Origin of the sequence: Phyllobacterium sp. OV277, from assembly GCF_900104355.1 — a bacterium.
GTDB lineage: Bacteria > Pseudomonadota > Alphaproteobacteria > Rhizobiales > Rhizobiaceae > Phyllobacterium.
Genome location: NZ_FNIY01000007.1, coordinates 30,481 through 48,807 on the forward strand (window position 1 = coordinate 30,481; position 18,327 = coordinate 48,807).

Annotated in this window: 12 protein-coding genes and 2 tRNA genes; 3 read left to right on the forward strand and 11 right to left on the reverse strand. The window is 50.1% G+C overall.

Going from position 1 to position 18,327, the window contains the following annotated elements:
* Positions 1 to 12: 12 nt before the first annotated feature.
* The 6 genes from BLU05_RS19590 to BLU05_RS19615 all read right to left on the reverse strand — a co-directional run bounded on the left by BLU05_RS19590 (position 13) and on the right by BLU05_RS19615 (position 5,623).
* On the reverse strand, positions 13 to 1,182 hold the full coding sequence (locus tag BLU05_RS19590; protein ID WP_091883772.1) for an NADH-quinone oxidoreductase subunit E: 1,170 nt from the start codon (positions 1,180 to 1,182) through the stop codon (positions 13 to 15).
* On the reverse strand, positions 1,182 to 2,372 hold the full coding sequence (locus BLU05_RS19595) for an NADH-quinone oxidoreductase subunit D (protein ID WP_091883774.1): 1,191 nt from the start codon (positions 2,370 to 2,372) through the stop codon (positions 1,182 to 1,184). The genes BLU05_RS19590 and BLU05_RS19595 overlap by 1 nt, the downstream gene beginning before the upstream one ends.
* 42 nt (positions 2,373 to 2,414) lie before the next feature.
* A complete protein-coding gene (locus tag BLU05_RS19600; RefSeq protein ID WP_091883775.1) occupies positions 2,415 to 3,023 on the reverse strand; it encodes an NADH-quinone oxidoreductase subunit C in 609 nt (202 codons plus the stop codon).
* A gap of 9 nt (positions 3,024 to 3,032) precedes the next feature.
* Positions 3,033 to 3,614 carry a NuoB/complex I 20 kDa subunit family protein gene (locus BLU05_RS19605; RefSeq protein WP_091883776.1) on the reverse strand — a complete coding sequence of 194 codons (582 nt, stop codon included), beginning with the start codon at positions 3,612 to 3,614 and terminating at the stop codon, positions 3,033 to 3,035.
* A complete protein-coding gene (locus BLU05_RS19610; RefSeq protein ID WP_091883778.1) occupies positions 3,605 to 3,970 on the reverse strand; it encodes an NADH-quinone oxidoreductase subunit A in 366 nt (121 codons plus the stop codon). The genes BLU05_RS19605 and BLU05_RS19610 overlap by 10 nt, the downstream gene beginning before the upstream one ends.
* Before the next feature lie 441 nt (positions 3,971 to 4,411).
* Positions 4,412 to 5,623 carry an MFS transporter gene (locus BLU05_RS19615; protein ID WP_091883779.1) on the reverse strand — a complete coding sequence of 404 codons (1,212 nt, stop codon included), beginning with the start codon at positions 5,621 to 5,623 and terminating at the stop codon, positions 4,412 to 4,414.
* A gap of 235 nt (positions 5,624 to 5,858) precedes the next feature.
* Between BLU05_RS19615 and BLU05_RS19620 the strand changes: the two genes are divergently transcribed.
* Positions 5,859 to 7,247 carry a glycosyltransferase WbsX family protein gene (locus BLU05_RS19620; RefSeq protein ID WP_210184621.1) on the forward strand — a complete coding sequence of 463 codons (1,389 nt, stop codon included), beginning with the start codon at positions 5,859 to 5,861 and terminating at the stop codon, positions 7,245 to 7,247.
* A 78-nt stretch (positions 7,248 to 7,325) separates the two neighbouring features.
* Here the strand turns inward: BLU05_RS19620 and BLU05_RS19625 are convergent, their stop codons facing one another.
* From BLU05_RS19625 to BLU05_RS19650, 5 genes are all read right to left on the reverse strand, one after another.
* Positions 7,326 to 12,170 carry an autotransporter-associated beta strand repeat-containing protein gene (locus tag BLU05_RS19625; protein WP_175540676.1) on the reverse strand — a complete coding sequence of 1,615 codons (4,845 nt, stop codon included), beginning with the start codon at positions 12,168 to 12,170 and terminating at the stop codon, positions 7,326 to 7,328.
* A gap of 519 nt (positions 12,171 to 12,689) precedes the next feature.
* Positions 12,690 to 13,865, reverse strand: a complete 1,176-nt coding sequence (locus BLU05_RS19630; RefSeq protein ID WP_091883784.1) for a class I SAM-dependent methyltransferase — start codon at positions 13,863 to 13,865, stop codon at positions 12,690 to 12,692.
* A gap of 611 nt (positions 13,866 to 14,476) precedes the next feature.
* Positions 14,477 to 15,589, reverse strand: a complete 1,113-nt coding sequence (locus BLU05_RS19635) for an acyltransferase family protein (RefSeq protein ID WP_091883785.1) — start codon at positions 15,587 to 15,589, stop codon at positions 14,477 to 14,479.
* 466 nt (positions 15,590 to 16,055) lie between these two features.
* Positions 16,056 to 16,256: a hypothetical protein gene (locus BLU05_RS19645; RefSeq protein ID WP_091883789.1), complete on the reverse strand. Its 201-nt coding sequence runs from the start codon at positions 16,254 to 16,256 to the stop codon at positions 16,056 to 16,058.
* 687 nt (positions 16,257 to 16,943) lie between these two features.
* Positions 16,944 to 17,020, reverse strand: a tRNA-Asp gene (locus tag BLU05_RS19650).
* A gap of 189 nt (positions 17,021 to 17,209) precedes the next feature.
* On the opposite strand from BLU05_RS19650, the gene BLU05_RS19655 reads away from it, so the two are divergent.
* Positions 17,210 to 17,285: transfer RNA gene (locus BLU05_RS19655), tRNA-Val, on the forward strand.
* A gap of 257 nt (positions 17,286 to 17,542) precedes the next feature.
* Positions 17,543 to 18,304 (forward strand): methyltransferase domain-containing protein, encoded by a 762-nt coding sequence (locus tag BLU05_RS19660; RefSeq protein WP_091883790.1) that lies wholly within the window; start codon positions 17,543 to 17,545, stop codon positions 18,302 to 18,304.
* Positions 18,305 to 18,327 lie beyond the last annotated feature (23 nt).

Sequence of the window (18,327 nt, forward strand, 5' to 3'; positions counted from 1 at the left end):
CCGCCAATGATATTATCTCGGCTTTTTGCCGAAAACCTTGATGTACTCGGCTTCGCCGCCCTTGGCCAAGGCCTTGGCCTGCTTCACCCAGTCGTCGCGTTCGATACGGCCCTTGAAGTTCAGGTAACCATCAACCCATTCGCGCTCAGCCTTTTTCCAGCTGGCGACCTGGGCATATGTGTAGATGCCAAGCTCGTGCAGAATGCCTGCAATCTTTGGACCAACGCCAGCAATCAACTCCAGATCGTCTACGACGGCTGGCTTTTCGATTGCTGCGGGGCGGTTCTTGTCCTCAAGCGAAACGGCAGGAACTTTGATTGACTGCACCGATGGCTTTTCGCCCAGTGAACCCTCGGCAATTTTGGGGTTCTTGATCGCACGCGCCGCAGCAGGTGTTGGTTCAGCGGGCTTTGATGCCGCATCTTCCGATGCCTTCGATGCCTTCACCTTCGATGGCGACTTGATCGCCTCACTGGTGGTCACATCATGCGTTACTGGCTTGGCCGCATTGGTTGGCGGGACGGCCGCGCCATTGGCAGCTTTCGCCGCAGCCTTTGGCTTGGCAACGCCATTGCCACCTGTAAGCGATGTACGCTCACCAATAGGAGCCGATAGATGACGATCAATCTGCGGTCCCGGGGTGATCGTGTCACCCTTGCCAGCTTCAAACGCATCGATGATTTCTTCGAGACGTTCCGGCGTCAGATCCTCATAGGTATCCTTGAATACCATGATCATCGGGGCGTTGACGCAGGCGCCGAGGCATTCCACCTCTTCCCACGACAAGGTGCCTGATGCGTTGAGTTCAAACTGGTCATGATGAATGCGATGCTGGCAGACCTTTTTCAGATCTTCCGAACCGCGCAGCATGCATGGTGTTGTGCCGCAAACCTGGATATGGGCGCGGGTTCCGACCGGCTTCAGCTGGAATTGCGTGTAGAACGTCGCAACTTCCAAGACGCGGATCAGCGGCATGTCGAGCATGATTGCAACATGTTCGATTGCTGCCTTGGTGACCCAGCCATCCTGCTCTTGCGCACGCATCAGCAATGGAATGACAGCCGACTGTTCGCGGCCCTTGGGATATTTCTTGATGGTCAGCTTGGCCCAGGCAGTGTTTTCGCGATTGAACGCAAACGCTGCTGGTTGGACGCTATCTTCTGCAAGACGACGGACGGACATTAGCGATCAACCTCACCAAATACGATATCGAGCGAGCCGAGGACAGCGGAGACGTCGGCCAGCATGTGACCACGGCACAGGAAGTCCATGGCCTGGAGATGGGCAAAGCCCGGAGCGCGCAGCTTGACGCGATACGGCTTGTTGGAACCATCGGAGACGAGGAACACGCCGAATTCGCCCTTTGGCGCTTCGACGGCGGCGTAAACTTCACCGGCTGGGACGTGATAGCCCTCGGTGTAAAGCTTGAAGTGATGGATCAATGCTTCCATCGACCGCTTCATCTCACCGCGCTTCGGCGGAACGATCTTGGCCGACATATTGGAAACAGGCCCTACCCGCTCCTTGCCGAGCAGGAGATCGACGCACTGGCGCATGATGCGAACCGACTGGCGCATTTCTTCCATGCGGATCAGATAACGATCATAGCAATCGCCGTTCTTGCCGATCGGAACATCAAATTCCATCTCGGAATAGCATTCATAAGGCTGCGACTTGCGCAGATCCCATGCGGCACCCGAACCGCGCACCATGACGCCGGAGAAACCCCATGCCCATGCATCTTCCAGTGTCACAACACCGATATCGACGTTGCGCTGTTTGAAAATGCGGTTCGGGGTGATCAGGTCATCAAGGTTCTTGACGGTCTGCAGGAATGGGTCGCACCACTTGCCGATGTCTTCGACAAGTTTATCAGGAAGGTCCTGATGCACCCCACCGGGACGGAAATAGGCCGCATGCATACGGGCACCACAGGCGCGCTCATAAAACACCATCAGCTTTTCGCGCTCTTCAAAGCCCCAGAGCGGCGGTGTCAAGGCGCCAACGTCCATGGCCTGCGTGGTCACATTGAGCAGATGCGAGAGAATACGGCCGATTTCCGAGAAAAGAACGCGGATCAGCTGACCACGCTTGGGCACTTCAATGCCGAGCAGACGTTCGACAGCCAGCGCATAGGCATGCTCCTGATTCATCGGCGCCACATAATCGAGACGGTCGAGATAGGGCACGGCCTGCAAATAGGTCTTGGCTTCCATCAGCTTTTCAGTGCCGCGATGCAGAAGACCGATATGCGGGTCAACGCGTGCGACCACTTCGCCATCCAATTCCAGCACAAGGCGCAAAACACCGTGTGCCGCAGGATGTTGCGGGCCAAAGTTAATGTTAAAGTTGCGGACGCTGTGTTCAGTCATATTTCGCTTCCTGGCGTCTTACACATCTGTATTCGAGCGCACTCAGTTCACCTTCGCCTTCTCATCACCGGGCAGCACATAATCAGTGCCTTCCCAGGGTGACTGGAAGTCGAAATTGCGGAATTCCTGCCGCAGTTCCACAGGCTCATACACCACGCGCTTGACCTCATCGTCATAACGGACTTCGACGAAGCCTGTCAGCGGGAAGTCCTTGCGCAGCGGATGCCCTTCAAAACCGTAATCGGTCAGGATGCGGCGCAAATCCGGATGACCGGAGAACAGCACGCCATAGAGATCATAGGTCTCGCGTTCGTACCAGTCAGCACCCGGATAAACAGGCGTTGCTGATGGCACCGGCGTATCCTCGTCGGTTGCTACCTTCACACGAATGCGCAGGTTCTGGCGCGGGGACAGGAGATGATAAACCACATCAAAGCGATGCGAACGATACGGATAATCCACGCCACTGATATCGATCAGCGAGATGAACTGGCACTGCACATCATCACGCAGGAATGTCAGCGTATCGATCAGCGCACCCGCTTCCACTTCGACAGACAGATCGCCATAGGCAAGTGCTACGGATTTCAGCGAAGAGCCCAGCTTTTCCGTGAGATAACCGGAGAGTTCATTCAATGCTTCTTCAAACATCGCCCTCTCCTATCGCTCAATCGTGCCGGTGCGGCGGATTTTCTTCTGCAGCATCAGAACACCGTAAAGCAGCGCTTCCGCAGTGGGCGGACAGCCGGGAACATAGATATCAACCGGAACGACGCGATCGCAGCCACGCACAACCGAATAGGAATAGTGGTAGTAACCGCCGCCATTGGCACAGGAGCCCATTGAGATGACATAGCGCGGCTCTGGCATCTGGTCATAGACCTTACGCAGCGCCGGGGCCATCTTGTTGGTCAGCGTACCGGCTACGATCATCACATCGGACTGACGCGGTGAAGCGCGCGGCGCAAAGCCGAAGCGCTCGCCATCATAGCGCGGCATCGATGTGTGCATCATTTCGACGGCACAGCATGCCAAACCAAAAGTCATCCACATCAGTGAACCGGTACGCGCCCAGGTGACAAGCGCGTCAGCAGATGTGACGAGAAATCCCTTGTCGGCAAGCTCATTGTTGATCTCACCAAAAAACGCATCATCGGAACCCAGAGGCTTGCCCGTATTGGGGTCAATAATACCTTTGGGCCTCGGTGCAACGAGGGTGGTATTGCTGTCGGTCAATCCCATTCCAGCGCTCCCTTTTTCCACTCATAAATAAAGCCGATTGTCAGAACGCCGAGGAAGATCATCATCGACCAGAAACCGAACCAGCCGATCTTGCTGAAGGCGACCGCCCACGGAAAGAGGAAGGCTACTTCCAGATCGAAGATGATGAACAGAATCGAGACAAGATAGAAGCGGACATCAAATTTCATGCGGGCATCATCGAATGCGTTGAAGCCGCACTCATAGGCCGACAATTTTTCCGGGTCTGGCGACTTGTATGCGACCAGAAAAGGCGCAACCAACAGTGCCAAACCGATTACCAGCGCTACCCCGATGAAGATAACGATGGGCAGGTAGGAACTTAAAAGCTCGTTCATGATCCGACTTTTTCCGCCTTGTGAACTCAGGCTGACAAGAATGCCATGTTATGCACATGACTGCCACATATACGCGACAGACCGCCCCGGCTTTAACACCGCTGCGATGCGGCGAGGGTTAGCGCGTTAGCGCCATGCGCGCAAGTGCAACAATCGCCCCAGTGTCACCCCGATTTGGTCACCATTGCGTGACGCAGATCAGTAAAAAGCTGCATATTTTGCTGTTTTCCGCCAGTTTAGCCCGCAAAACGCAGCTGAATCGCTCTTTAGAATGATATTAATGTGCCTTGCCGGCCTGTTCGTCCGCGACGTGGTTTTTAGAACTGCGACATTCGGTCCTATAAACGATTTAGGGCAAAATACAGATATTCTGCGCGCAGCAAAACAACACTCGCACCACGGCGCGAATGTTGTTTCACCAACTCTGGGAAAGAGGGGCGCTTAAAGACCCGCAAGTGGCTCGAGACTGAGCCTTTCACCCTCTTCGGAAACATATTTCTTCTGCTGCGCCTTGCGGTCCAGCAGCAGCGACCAGATCGCCACACCGAGCCCCAGCAAAGCCAGCACCGCTCCCACAAAGGGAAGATTCTGATAGGACACACCCCATGTCAGCGCCGCGCCACCGACCCAGGCACCTGCGGCATTGCCGGCATTGAACGCCCCCTGATTGAGCGTGGCTGCCAGATTGGGCGCCTCACTTGCGGTTTCGACGACTCGCATTTGTAATGGCGGCACGATGACAAAGGTCAAAACGCCCCACAGGAACACAACTGCAATCGCGGCCACGGCCGTGCCGCTGACTTCGGCAAGCAAGACGTGGGTGAACACAACGGTGACCAGCGTGCCGATAACGGTCGGCATCAACTTCCAGTCGGCAAGCCTGCCGCCGATGACATTGCCGATGGTCATACCAACACCAAACAGCAACAGCACCCATGTAACCGCCGAGGTCGATATGCCCGAAACGTCGGTAAGGATTGGCTTTATATAGGTAAAGACAGCAAAGAGACTGCCGGACGCTAGCGCCGAGATCAGCATGGCGAGCCAGACCTGCAGTTTTCCAAGAACCTTGATCTCACTCAGAATGCCTCCGCCCTTCTCTTCTTCCTTGGCCGCAGGCACCAGCAGCGCAATGGCGATGACTGCGGCTATACCAATGGCGACAACGGCAAAGAAGGTCGAGCGCCAGCCATAGACCTCGCCCAGTGCCGTGCCCGCCGGAACGCCGAGAATGTTGGCAAGTGTCAGACCGGCAAACATCAGCGCAATGGCACTGGCGCGCTTGTGGCGAGGCACAAGGCTGGCGGCAACAACGGAACCGATGCCGAAAAATGCACCATGGCCGAATGCCGTGACCACACGGGCGATCATCAGCATCCAGTAATTGGGGGCGATGGCACAAAAAAGATTGCCGATAACAAACAGCATCGCAAGACCGATGAGAACCGGCTTGCGCGGCAGCGATGCAGTGGCGATAGCGATGATGGGCGCACCGATAACGACGCCAAGGGCGTATCCGGTGACGAGCAGACCCGCATGGGGAATGGTGACATTCAGATCAGCGGCCATCTCAGGCAGAAGCCCCATGATGACAAATTCGGTTGTACCGATGCAGAACGACGCAATGGCAAGGGCAAGAATCGGCAAGGGCATGGATGGCAACCATCAGAGCTGGAGTAAGGAATCATGCTGCCTAGTCCAAGAAGGTTTCACAATTGTTCTTTGTGCAACGCAGCAATGCATTTATGTGGGGATGGGAAGTCCCCTGAATAAGCGATCAAATCGAATCATTCGATCCTTTAGGTCGAGACTGGCATTCCAAGTCACTCTGAATTAAGACGGCATAATCAAAGTCGAGTACGGTCGACCTACTTAGGGAAAGTTTTAAGTGACGGAATTAACGACGGACGCATCGTTTATGGCCTTCTCTGGACTGAATGAGTCCGGTTCTCACGACACCGCTGTTGTCAGGGATGCTTCCAAACTCATTGCATTTTATCTCCCTCAATTTCATCGCGTGGCTGAAAACTCCGAATGGTGGGGGCCTGGTTTTACCGAGTGGATGAATGTGGCGCGTGGACGTCCAAACTTTGTAGGCCACTATCAGCCGCATATCCCGCGGGAACTGGGCTTCTATGATCTTAGCCAAACTGCGGTAATCGCCGAACAGGCTGAACTCGCCCGGTTATATGGCATCCATGGTTTCTGTTTCTATCATTATTGGTTCAGCGGCCGACGCATTCTGGAACGTCCAGCAGAGAACTTTCTCAAGTCTGATATCAATATTAACTTCTGTTTATGCTGGGCCAACGAGAATTGGACCCGCACGTGGGATGGCGATACCAAGAGCGTGTTGCTTGAGCAAAAATATGCGGAAGATGACGCAGAAAATTTCATTGAAAGTCTGATCGAGTATTTTCAGGATTCCCGATATATTAAAGTCAACGGCAAGCCGCTCCTCGTTGTCTATCGAGCCAAACAAATACCTGATCCAAAAAAGACATTTGCGAAGTGGCGCGAACTGGCAAAACAACATGGTTTTTCTGATCTTCATATAGCGGTAGTCGATTTTTACGATATATCCTCGCCGGAAGAGTGTGCAGCGGACGCGCTGGTTGAATTTCCTCCCCATAAATTTAATAGCCGTAAAAGCGTGCCGGAAAACCCGCCAAAAGTGATTAATCCGGAATTCACAGGCAATCTCGTAGATTACCACAAAATGATTGCGCAAAGCGCTAACCGAGCGACACCCCCCTTTACACTTTATCGTGGCATCATACCGAGTTGGGACAACACAGCTCGGCGACAAAACACGCCTACGATCGTCGTCAACGCCAATCCTGATCTTTACCAGGAATGGTTGAGCTTTCTTCGAACATATACCCGTCAAGAATCAAAGGGAGCTGAGAATTTCATCTTCATCAATGCCTGGAATGAATGGGGTGAAGGCTGCCATCTTGAGCCAGACCAAAAATGGGGTCTATCGTATCTCGCAGCCACATTGCGATCCTCGTTCTATCATCCCAGCAATCCAGCAACTGAATCCTTGGCAGCAGCGCGCGAAGCTCTATTTGCGAAAACAGAAGAACTCATTTTGGTGCAGCATGGCAAGCAGATCACAGATGAAGCTGAAGCGCGTGCAACAGGATTGGCATTGGCACGATACCGCCCTCCCAACCCGATTGTGCAGCAATTTTCCGCCATTCTGATCAAATGGCCCTTCGTTCATCGGATTGCAAAGCGCGTATATTCGATGATCTCACACATACGAGGTTAATCTGGCTGTTGCGGTTTACCAACCTACCCAGTCCCATATGCTTTTGCTTTGACCCGAACATGGTAATTTGCTGTTTGATCAGAACTGCATGCGGAACTGAGCTGTTACCGAACCGCCGATAATATTCTCGCCATACTGAAAATCACCGCGCACGCTGCCGATGACAAGCCGGTCCACACCGTTGATCTTGCCTGTTAATGCTAGAAGATTGGCACCAAAACTGACTTCACCGTATGTCTTCAGACGATCTGTCTTGACTGGTAGAACAACTGGATTGGAACTGCTTGGATCCATTGTTAGTGTTGCATCAATATCACCAGCAAAGTCATGGTAGGCCGTCGCTGTGACGAATGGAGACAGGCGGATGCGGTCGTCCTTGAAGAAGAAATTCCGGGAAACAGTAATGCCGCCAAAACCAATCAAGCTCTCCACATCGGAGAATCGAACACGTGCCTCATTCTGGTTAAGCAGGATATTGCGCGGGACCAGCAGGTCATCCGTGCTGCTCTTTGAATAGGTAAAGCCGGTAGCAGGAATAAACGACCAATCCTTATACGGAAGCGTATAGGAGGTTGAACCGCCAATCGACATACGCTTGCCTTCGACATCGCCGCCCTTAATTTTGAAGATCGGGTCGTCAACGTTGACGGTGTAGTCCATCAGTTCCTGACGCACCTGCAAATCAATGAAGAACGGTCCCTTGGTATAGGCAGCGTAGGCACCATAGAACACAGAACTGAAATCCGTAGTGTTCGCAAAGTTCTTCTGATCGGACTTACCAAAAATCTGACCGCCAGTGATGCCGAAATTAACGTTACTGCCAGTGTCCTGGATGTTGAAGAAACCGCTATCCAAGCCTACCTGATAGCCGTAATAGCTTGTCTCGATCGTTGCGGGTGCCTCCACAGAAGTACCATCAGGCTGATAGATCGTACCCTTGGTATCGATTTTGGACATGCCGCCATTGGTTCTGATCCACGGAGCAAGTCCGAACTGGTTCTTGTCAGGATCAACCGGCGCTGAGATCAAACCGCTCGATGGCTTGAAGAACGATGAACCGATAACGTTCTGTGCCGCGATAAAGCCGGAGACCACACTACTTGCGGCTGTACCATTAATACCGGAACGAATGACAAAACGCGAAGGATCGCTCCCTGATCCACCAATGCGGGCGACATCATACTGCACGATGCCACCTGATGGCAGGCCTTCAACGGTTACCGTTCCGTCTCCGCCCTTAGCTGCATCCAAAACAAGGATCGTTTTGCCGAAGGCAGTCGGAGCCTGGCCCGCAGTGAGAGCATTCAGTTTCAGATTGGTCGTTCCCATCAACACGCCGCCAACGGTGACAGCATCAGCCGTCGAGTTGTCAAAATTGACGTCAAGAGCGATATTTGAGCCGGCGTGTCCGATATAGTCACCGGAAATTGTCAACTTGTCACCGACGGCACCGTTTACCAGACTAATTTGGCCGCCAGCGTTGTTTTCAAAACGCTCCAAACCGTTCAGCTGGGTGTTGCCAGTGGCTTTTATCAACCCCGAGTTCTGAATAACATCATTGCTACCCAGCAAATTCGATACGCCCGAATTGCCCATATCCCAAATGCCACCGGACATATTGTTGACGAGCGTCTGCGCCCCGGCTCCTGACGACAGCATACCCTGCATCTGCCCACCGGAATAATTATTGAGAACCGCCTGACCGGCAACATTGTCGAGTAACGTCAAACTGGCAGCATTTCCTGATGCGGATTTGATCGTTGAATAATTGTCGAATGTCACCACACCGGTGCTATTGCTTCGCAATGCGGTTTGCCCGGCAGTGATATCTTGATCAAGCAAAGCGTGGGAATTTGTTGTTTCGCCCTTGAAAGAGATAGCAGTATCCGTGGCGGTCAAAGCCCCACCAAGATCAAGTTCCATAGCACCGTTGCCAGTGGTTTCAAGAGCGACAGCGTTATTACCGCTGATTACATTGCCAGTCTTGACGGAAATATTGCCAGCTTGTGATTTAGCGAAAACACCGTAACTGCCGCCGTTCAGTGCACCGCTGCCAGCAATCGTCACATTTCCGCCAACAGAGCCAGCGGAAATAGCAGCTCCAGACGTTCCCGCAACCGCACCGTTCGCAGTGATATTTACGTTGCCGGCTCCTGTAGCATTAGCGCTGATACCAGCTGCGGCTGCCACAGCGCCATTGGTTTGGACATCGATCTGTCCGGTCTGTGAAGAGGCCAGGACACCGTAAGAGCCGCCCTGTACATTATCAAGAGCTATGACTGAAACATGCCCGCCTGCAGAACCCGCTGAAATCCCGGCACCCGATGTACCCAAGACCCCGCCGCTTGCTGTTACAGTTACATTGCCAGCACCCGTATTGTTGGCGCTGATGCCGTTTGCTCCGGATACTATTTTGCCGGCCTTTACGTCGATCTGACCGTTCTGCGAAGACGCCAAGATGCCGTAAGAACCGCCTTGTACATTATCACGAGCAGTAACTGAAACATTGCCACTCACAGAACCGGCCGCAACCCCGGCACCGGATGTACCCAATACCCCACTGTTTGCAGTAACCGTTACGTTACCGGTGCCTGTATTATTGGCACTGATGCCATTTGCACCAGATACGACCTTATCCGCCTGTACGTCAATCTGACCGTTCTGCGAAGAAGCAAGAATCCCGTAAGAACCGCCTTGCACTATGTCATGGCTTGTAACAGAAACGAAACCATCTACTGAGCCTGCCGAGATTCCAGCACCAGTTGTGCCTCCTACCGCTGCGTCAGCTACAATATTTACATTACCACCACCTGCGGTCGTGGCGTCAATTCCTGCCGTTCCAACTACAGTCGCGCTGGTGCGAATGGTGATGTTCCCGGTCGTCTCCCGAGCGGTGATTGCCGTACCAGTTGCGGTGCCGATAGGACTGTCGCCACTTGTGGAAATATTAATACCTTGGCCGGTGGTGTTCCACACATTGATGCCATTTTGTGAGAGAGCCGAAATGGTTCCCCCCATTGCTCTGACATTAATGTCGGCAATCACGTTACCGAAATTGATCGTACCGCCGGTCTGACCAAAGGCTTTGGTCGTTACACGATCAGCTCTATCCAGAGTGCCACCACTCAACAAATATGTATCCGTCTTTACACGTCCATCCATCGTACCTGTGCCGGATTGCTCGTAGAGTGAAGTCTCAACGGTTCCGTGCATATCTGCGGCATCCTTCTGCTGGACACTGCCGCCAACAGTTTTAATGGTGCCATTAGAGCGAATTATGGCACTACCGCTAAGGACAGCTGTTTCACCGGTTACAGTGCCTGCAAGAGCACCGGCAGAAATATTGTAGTGTGTTGCCTTGATATTATCGCTATCGATCGTGCCTTGTTTTTGGTCAAGCGTCGTTGCCGTGACTGTACCGGTCAGAGAACCACCGGAGAAGGTATATGTCGCCGTGGTGGCCGTACCATTCATTATTGTCCCAATAGACTGGGTGATGCTCGTAGCAGCATTGATTGTTCCACTGGATCTGATAATCCCAGAGTCGCTGATTACGGCATTCTGTCCAGTAACAGTCCCCGTCAACGCACCAGCGGAAATATTATAATTCGTTGCATTAATATTATCGCTCTGAATGGTCCCTTGTTTTTGATCGAGGGTTATCGCATGGACGGTACCTGTCAGAGTGCCACCGGAGAACGTATAGGTACTCGTCGTTGCATTCCCAGCCATGGTGCCAGTGGATTGGGTAATACTGGTGGTAGCATTAAGGGTGCTGCCCGCAACGACATTTCCACCGCCGGTTGTCATCGTCACGGTATCCGCATTAACTGTTCCAGTAAGCCTACCAGAGGCGGACAGGTCATAGGCATTCACATTTGCCGTTCCCGATAGCTCTCCACCGGTCTGAGTATAAAGTGGTGTCTTGGCCAGTAACGTGCCTACTGTGCCAGCCATTGTTCCGCCGGATTGGGTAATACTGGTGCCAGCATTGAGGTGCGCGCCCGCATCGACATTCCCATTATTCTTTATTGTTGCTGTATCTGTATTGACGGTTCCGGTCAGTTTACCATCGCCAGACAGATTATATGCATTCACATTTGCAGTTCCTGACAACTCGCCGCCGGTCTGAGTATAAAGCGGGGTCTTGGCTCCAGGCGTGCCCACTGTGCCAGCCATTGTACCACCAGATTGAGTAACACTTGTACTGGCATTTAATTGCACGTCAGCAGCAACAGTTCCGCCATCGTTAATTGTTGCCGATCCAACACCTATCGTGCCGTTCTTTATGGTTCCGCCGTCAACACTTAAACCGCCATCTTGCTGCTGGGTTGTGCCGCCAAGATCAAGCGTTCCACCTGATATCACTGTAGATCCTGTTGTAGCACCCAGTGTTCCACCGTCTTTGAGCAGAAGCGTTCCTTCTTCGACGGTTGTTCCCCCTTGATAGGTATTATTGCCGGAAAGAATAATTGTTCCTTTGTCCTGTTTTACAAAGCGAGATGATGCATCACCTGATATCTGGGCGTTGATTTCGCCCGTTATGCCCTGACCGGCTTTAAAATTGTTTGACGAATCAAACAGTTCATTTGTCAGCTTTAAACCATCGGCTGTTGTAGCTGATTTAATCTGGTATCCATTAACATTGAACGTCACACCGCCAATGGATTGCACACCACCTACGGTGACGATTCCAGTTCCGGGTGTACCTTGAAAAACAGCAGTATCGCGATTTGTACTTGACCAAGCAGTATTAACTTGCCCGAGTGAACCGGTCCAATTTGTTGTGGTGGAGTCCCAAGTTCCAGGACCACCATTTATAACCCCATTTCCAGTTGTATTGCTGCCATCCCAATACCGATTATCAGCGCGGGCCCCCTCAGGAGGCAAGACACCCAACCCCGCCGACAACAAACCGGACACCAGAGCAAACCGGGAAAGATTTGTCGTTGACCAAAGCTGGCTAACGTAATTCTTCCGCCGAGGTTTCCTGCGAGCGCAGCAATCGGAAGCCATGTTTTGTTTCTTCAATGAAGTGGATTTCATTTTGACCAAAAGTTAGGAGAGAGCAAATCAAGCTATTTTCTTCGCGCAAGTTACACAAACGCAATGGAGTACTCAACCCGAAGATGCACTTACATCACACTAGTTGCAATTATGTGTCGATCTCATGCCTATACTTTAGTCCGTTAAAACGAACAAAAGTTGCACCACACCATAATGCGCTCATCGTATAATCTGGACCGAAGCTAAAACACTAGAACGAACCAGCTAAATCCGCAGAAAAGCACCCATCTATCCTTAAAAAGCTGAATGAACACGTCGGAGCGACAACGCTCTGCTGTCAATACGCCAAGAAAATTTTCTACGACGAGTTGGTTCTATTGTCTATGTCACATCACTTTCCAACGTCAGCTGGAATTCGGCACCCAACTTCCCGACTCAATTAGGCCAAATTGATTTCAACATAGACGACAATATTCTTAGCGGCTTGGTTATCGCCCAAGAGGTACTGGATAATAGTTGAGATACACGCGTGCTGAGTTGTTCAATTTGCAACTCCTTGGCTTGGATATCTGCTTCACGGGCATCGAGCGCTGCCTGCTGTTCGGCAAGCTCCTGATGCACCGCCTCAAGCTCGGTTGCTCTGTACACCATTTGAGAGCTTAATTCCGTGTTCTCAGAGTTTAATTGCGTGTTCTCAGACTGCAGTTGACCTACTTCTGCGGCGATTTCAACGATCTCCTGCCGGATCTTTACATTTTCAGACTTCAGTTCAAGAGCCTTTGATGAAGTTTCAATAAATTCCTTTTGTATATCAGTAGCTTGCTTGAGTTGCTCGTGGGATACGACTAGTTTTCCGTCGCTTTTATCTTGTGACGCTATTGTTTCTATTCGGCCCACAACCTCAAAAATTTTACCCGATACCAATCTCTCATTTAGAACCGAGCGGTCAGCTTTGCGAATTACGCAAATAGAATTAGCAAACGACATCTCCGCTATTTCGAACTGGCTCTCTGGTAGATAGACACCATAGCGATCGGCGTAAGGTTTAAGATAATCAAAATCTTCTGATGGCTCCTTCCAGAAATCCTTACTCAGTAAATCGGTAAGCAATTTCAAGAATCCCATTGAGCTTAACTGGAGATCACTGCCGCCACCAAAATCTGGCCAGTATGAGCTATGGAGGTCTTCAATAACGTACAAGCCTCCCGGACTTAATTTTGGAAAATATAATGCAAATGAACGAATTACATCCTCAACTCGATGCGACCCATCATCAATAATGATATCAGGCTCTCCGAGCTTTTCGGTTATTTTCTGCGAGGTTTTGAGATCACTTGCGTCGCCGATAACCACGTCGATTCGCTGATCGGCGAATTGCAATTTTGCACATGCCGCATCAATATCGCACCCTAGAATTCTGTGGGCCTTGGGGAAAAACTGCGCCCATATCTCAAGCGACCCACCATTCTGGATGCCAATTTCCAGCAGATTGATTTCTTTCTCACGAAGAGATTCAAACTGCTTTTGATAAATCTCAAAATATGAGAGCCACTTATCCGAGCCAAACCCATGGTGTTGGTCAAATAGCTCTCTCAATGACTTTTTCTTCATATCACATTCCGATTACAAAAGAGATTGCTAAAGCATCGTGGTAACTGATGATACCCAGATGCACCTCTGATCCTTCCGATCTTGACTATCAGAAAAGGATAAAAACGTGGCAATTGGAAGCTACAAGGACAAATGTCCAATATAGCGTCGGCTGATTCACCCAGCATCATAGGTATTGCACATCAATTGGCGAAATATCTTTGACAAAATCCTCAGAGAATAATCGATTGTGCCATTAACTCGCGCTAATGCCGCGTACTTCGAGAAACCGGCGTACGTGTTAATTCTCACCAACGAATCGCCTCAGCGTATCAAGTATACTGCTCTATCGTAGCTAGTATTAACACGACAAAAGGCAAGTCAAACTCTACGGCCACCCCGGACATCACGCAACACAAACAATAAGCACGGGTCAGACCGGATAAAACTATAATTGGTCTCCTCAGAATTGAACACAAATGCAACTCAGCCTTCCGTTTGCCTCTTTCGCTGATGAAAATGAACGTAGAACTCCGTATGACAAGAGGTACGATAATAGTGTCTGTTGTTCAATTTCGCGATAAGAGTTTCCTGCTCGAGAAGAAGCGCATCTGGCACAGTCGATTGGAAGGTTACGCAGCGTACTCTTCTACGGAACCATTTAACTGCCTCTGGTCGGCCCTCGACACAAAATAACGTTTCAACTGCAGGAAACGCTTTTCAACGAGATAAAAGGACAAAACAGCCAAAACGAGTGTGACAGCAAAATTGTAGCCTAAAAGCTGCCATGGTCGCGGTTCCAGTTTTTGCAAAAACATTAATGTTGGGAAATGCCATAGATATAGGCCGTACGAAATTGTCCCGAGCCAAACGACGATCTTGTTCGATAATATCGAGTTTGTCAGACCGGTACGACGATAAAGAACATTGAGGATCAATATTACAGCTGCAATCTGCACAATAGTAAACCCGATAAGATTTGCAAACCTCGACAATTGATCAACAAACATCGCATGTAGAACTAGGATTACCACGCTCACCGGTGTCCAAAATCTTAGAGAAATTGGCATCTTCTGGCGGCACAGTTCATCTATTCGGGCTGAGGAGAGAGCAAAAGCCAGTAAACAACCCGCCAGCAGATCATCTGCTCGGGTATCAAAGCCGTTATAAATCCGATCTGTGCTGGCTCCTTTAAAAGTAAGAATATATCGGATCACAATCGAAGCAATGAGCAATATTGAGGTACATATGATTTTTGCTCTAAGCGTCGGCAGCCGAAAAAGGCCTATGCAAATCAGTGGCCAAACAAGATAGAACTGTTCTTCCACTGAAAGCGACCAAGTATGATCAAGGACATTGAATCGTGCCCAACCAAACGCTCTCGACCAGTTCATTAAATACAGTGCAGTGAATACGCTCGCCTGGAGATCATCATGTGGGCTCATTAATGTGAAAACGAAATGGCTAAATAATAGGAACGCTATCACTACCAGCGCGAGAGCTGGAAAGAGGCGCAATGCGCGCTTCGCATAGAAATTTCGAAAATTGAGGCGTCCCGTTTGCTCCAATTCCGCAGAAATTATGGATGTGATCAAAAAACCACTCAGCACAAAGAAGACATCAACGCCAAGAGAACCGCCGGGTAGTGAAAGTACTTTAGCGTGATACACGATTATCAGCAGGGCAGATATTCCACGCAATCCATTCAAGCCGGGTATAAATGTACCCGCTACGCTCTTTGTCATAAAAAATCCTGGTTCGTTTACGGGCAGTTGCTGATCCAGTACTCCATGCCCTGATCAAATTCAATCATGGCAATCACTTCTCTTTCAATGAAAACATTTGTAGAACAAAACACCATTGCAACTGCTTTCACTAAATATTTCGAAATTTGAAAAGGTAGACGATTTCAGCAGTGGGGAAGGCAAGCGGGCCGCGAGTCTACATCTTGTGAACGACAAATGTTCAATTATCATCACTTCGAGAGAAGCTACCGGCGAACATAATTGTATAAATACTTACTATATTATCGCACGTTATTACTTCATTGCTCTTGCAATGTCCGACTAAATCCTCGCGTTATACGATGAACTTTTAGTTTACAAAAAATAGAGTCTCGACAACAGAGCGAGAGACGTTTGATTTCAGGCATGCATTGGTAATGATCGGGAAATAGATTTCAGTCCAACCCTTCGAGCGACCCTATCGATATCAATCGACGACCTGAGACTCAAACAACGCATAGAACAATTCCAACAACATCGATTGGGTCGACGCGGCATCCTTGCTTTCATCGATGTTGTTGTGAAGGGTCATCTTTTCGATGCCCAAGACAACGAGTTTGTCCAGATCAATGGTTATGCGAACCACTGGCGCGCTGTCAACGGCGCAATCAAGACTTGCTGTCGTCATAAGATTGATACTTGAAAGGAAACAAGATGTCGTCCCGCTTCGTGCAGAGGAGATCGATTGGATAATATGAGCCGTCTCTCAATGATATCCAATCACCTTTGGCTCTGGCTGATGGTCGTTGTGATGACATTCACCTTTGTGAATCTCAACTGAGATTGAAATGTTCAAATCAGTTTCAGACGCGAATGTCAGAACTTTTATCGTTCTCGTTTGATTCTGGTTTGAACAGAAGCGCTCATCTGCTCACGAAAGAATGCTGCCGGCGTTGCGGGCGTTCTTGGAGGAAGAGAAACTTGACGAACCTGTTTTCGGTAAAGCGCGCATATTCAGTTTCTGAGACTTATTAAGGGCGAAGAATCACTAACGCGAGAATCCCTACTCAAACAATGTCTGGATTGATCAACAAAACAAGCTTCTTGGCTAACCGAAATTTCTTATGTCCAAGGGTGTTAAACCACCATTTATTGGTCAACTATGCCGTAAATTGTCCTGCTAGAATTAACCAAATGTCATGCAGTACCGCATTTATCCACCGCATCCCGCTGTTTGCTGAATATGCGTCGGCAGAGCGGGTAGAGTTGACATTCGTGATAGCAAATGACGTTCAAAAGTCGGAACAGCTGATCTTTTGCATCAACTTTTCCAACAACAGTTTTCGGAAAATCATTGATTTAAAAGGGGCAAAAGTGGCGCGAGTGACGGGGCTCGAACCCGCGACCTCCGGCGTGACAGGCCGGCACTCTAACCAACTGAGCTACACCCGCGCACTTTGCAAACCAGAAGTTCATCTGGTGTGAGGCGTCGTTTAAGGGGTTCGCAGGGGAGTGTCAAGCGCTTCGCAACACGAAAAATGCGATTGTGAAAAACTCTTCAAACAAATCATAAAAGTGTCGCATACCCCCTTGCCAATAGCGCGCGAAACGCCTAAACGCTCCCCACAGACCCTCTGTGAGGGGCGATTAGCTCAGTTGGTAGAGCGCTTCGTTTACACCGAAGATGTCGGGAGTTCGAGTCTCTCATCGCCCACCAATCCCTGAACGTTTTGATAGTTAGAATTTACCGAAAGCTTGGTAGATACAAGGGATTCATTGGCCATTTTTGGGCATGAGAGTGCCCAATCTTGCGCGTGCAATCCTGCAAATTATTATGCGAACCAGAAACCCTTCTGGTACCCAAACTCCCTCGACACCCTTATTCGACACCAGCTATGAGTAGGAATACAGATTTTAACTAGTATCGTAAGGGCCTCGATTCTATAAGAAGCCTCATTTTTGGAGGAGACGGATATGTTGCTGGAGAATACTACGAATGACGATGGTCGCCCGAAGCCTTTTCGTTTGCTCGGGTACTGTCCCGTTTGTAGGCAGGATACAGTTTTTGAAGGGCACAATGATTGGCACCGCGATTATCTTAACTGCACAAAGTGCCCCACAGGCTCGGTTCCTCGTGAACGCGCATTAGCCCTTGTTCTTTCAGAGCAACGCCCAGACTGGCGGAATTTGGCCATACACGAATCCTCACCATCACCTCGCGGAATATCGGCTGTTATCGCCAAAGAGTGTTCTCGATATATTGCGACACAGTATTTCCCCGACAACAAGTGGGGCGATGTCGTTGGCGGGGTCAGAAATGAGAACTTGGAAAAGCAGACATTCTCTAATGGTCAGTTTGATATTGTTGTGTCACTTGATGTGATGGAGCATGTTTATCATCCTGAGAAAGTTTTCTCAGAAGTCTTTAGGACCTTGAAGCCAGGTGGCTTATACATCTGCACGTTTCCGGTTCGAAAGAACCAGGTTGCAGGCTGGGAGCGCCGATTTGTGTTCAATCAAGACGGAACGCGTCACGATATTAAAGAGCCTGAAATTCACGGAAATCCCGTTAGCAATGAAGGATCAATCGTTACAGTAGATTATGGTTATGATCTACACCAACAGATCGCTGAGTGGGCACCATTTAATGTTCGCGTTTATCGGTTCTGCGATAAAGAGCATGGCATCATCGGAGAATACACCGAGGTTGTGGTTTGCAAGAAACCGATGGCGTAACATCCCAATGTTGGGCTTAGTGC

Excerpts from the sequence above, each read along its gene's own strand:
- BLU05_RS19610 (WP_091883778.1), bottom strand. The coding sequence starts at position 3,970 with ATGAACGAGCTTTTAAGTTCCTACCTGCCCATCGTTATCTTCATCGGG.
- BLU05_RS19615 (WP_091883779.1), bottom strand. The coding sequence starts at position 5,623 with ATGCCCTTGCCGATTCTTGCCCTTGCCATTGCGTCGTTCTGCATCGGT.
- BLU05_RS19630 (WP_091883784.1), bottom strand. The coding sequence starts at position 13,865 with ATGAAGAAAAAGTCATTGAGAGAGCTATTTGACCAACACCATGGGTTT.
- BLU05_RS19605 (WP_091883776.1), bottom strand. The coding sequence starts at position 3,614 with ATGGGATTGACCGACAGCAATACCACCCTCGTTGCACCGAGGCCCAAA.
- BLU05_RS19635 (WP_091883785.1), bottom strand. The coding sequence starts at position 15,589 with ATGACAAAGAGCGTAGCGGGTACATTTATACCCGGCTTGAATGGATTG.
- BLU05_RS19660 (WP_091883790.1), top strand. The coding sequence starts at position 17,543 with ATGTTGCTGGAGAATACTACGAATGACGATGGTCGCCCGAAGCCTTTT.
- BLU05_RS19590 (WP_091883772.1), bottom strand. The coding sequence starts at position 1,182 with ATGTCCGTCCGTCGTCTTGCAGAAGATAGCGTCCAACCAGCAGCGTTT.
- BLU05_RS19600 (WP_091883775.1), bottom strand. The coding sequence starts at position 3,023 with ATGTTTGAAGAAGCATTGAATGAACTCTCCGGTTATCTCACGGAAAAG.
- BLU05_RS19645 (WP_091883789.1), bottom strand. The coding sequence starts at position 16,256 with ATGACGACAGCAAGTCTTGATTGCGCCGTTGACAGCGCGCCAGTGGTT.
- BLU05_RS19595 (WP_091883774.1), bottom strand. The coding sequence starts at position 2,372 with ATGACTGAACACAGCGTCCGCAACTTTAACATTAACTTTGGCCCGCAA.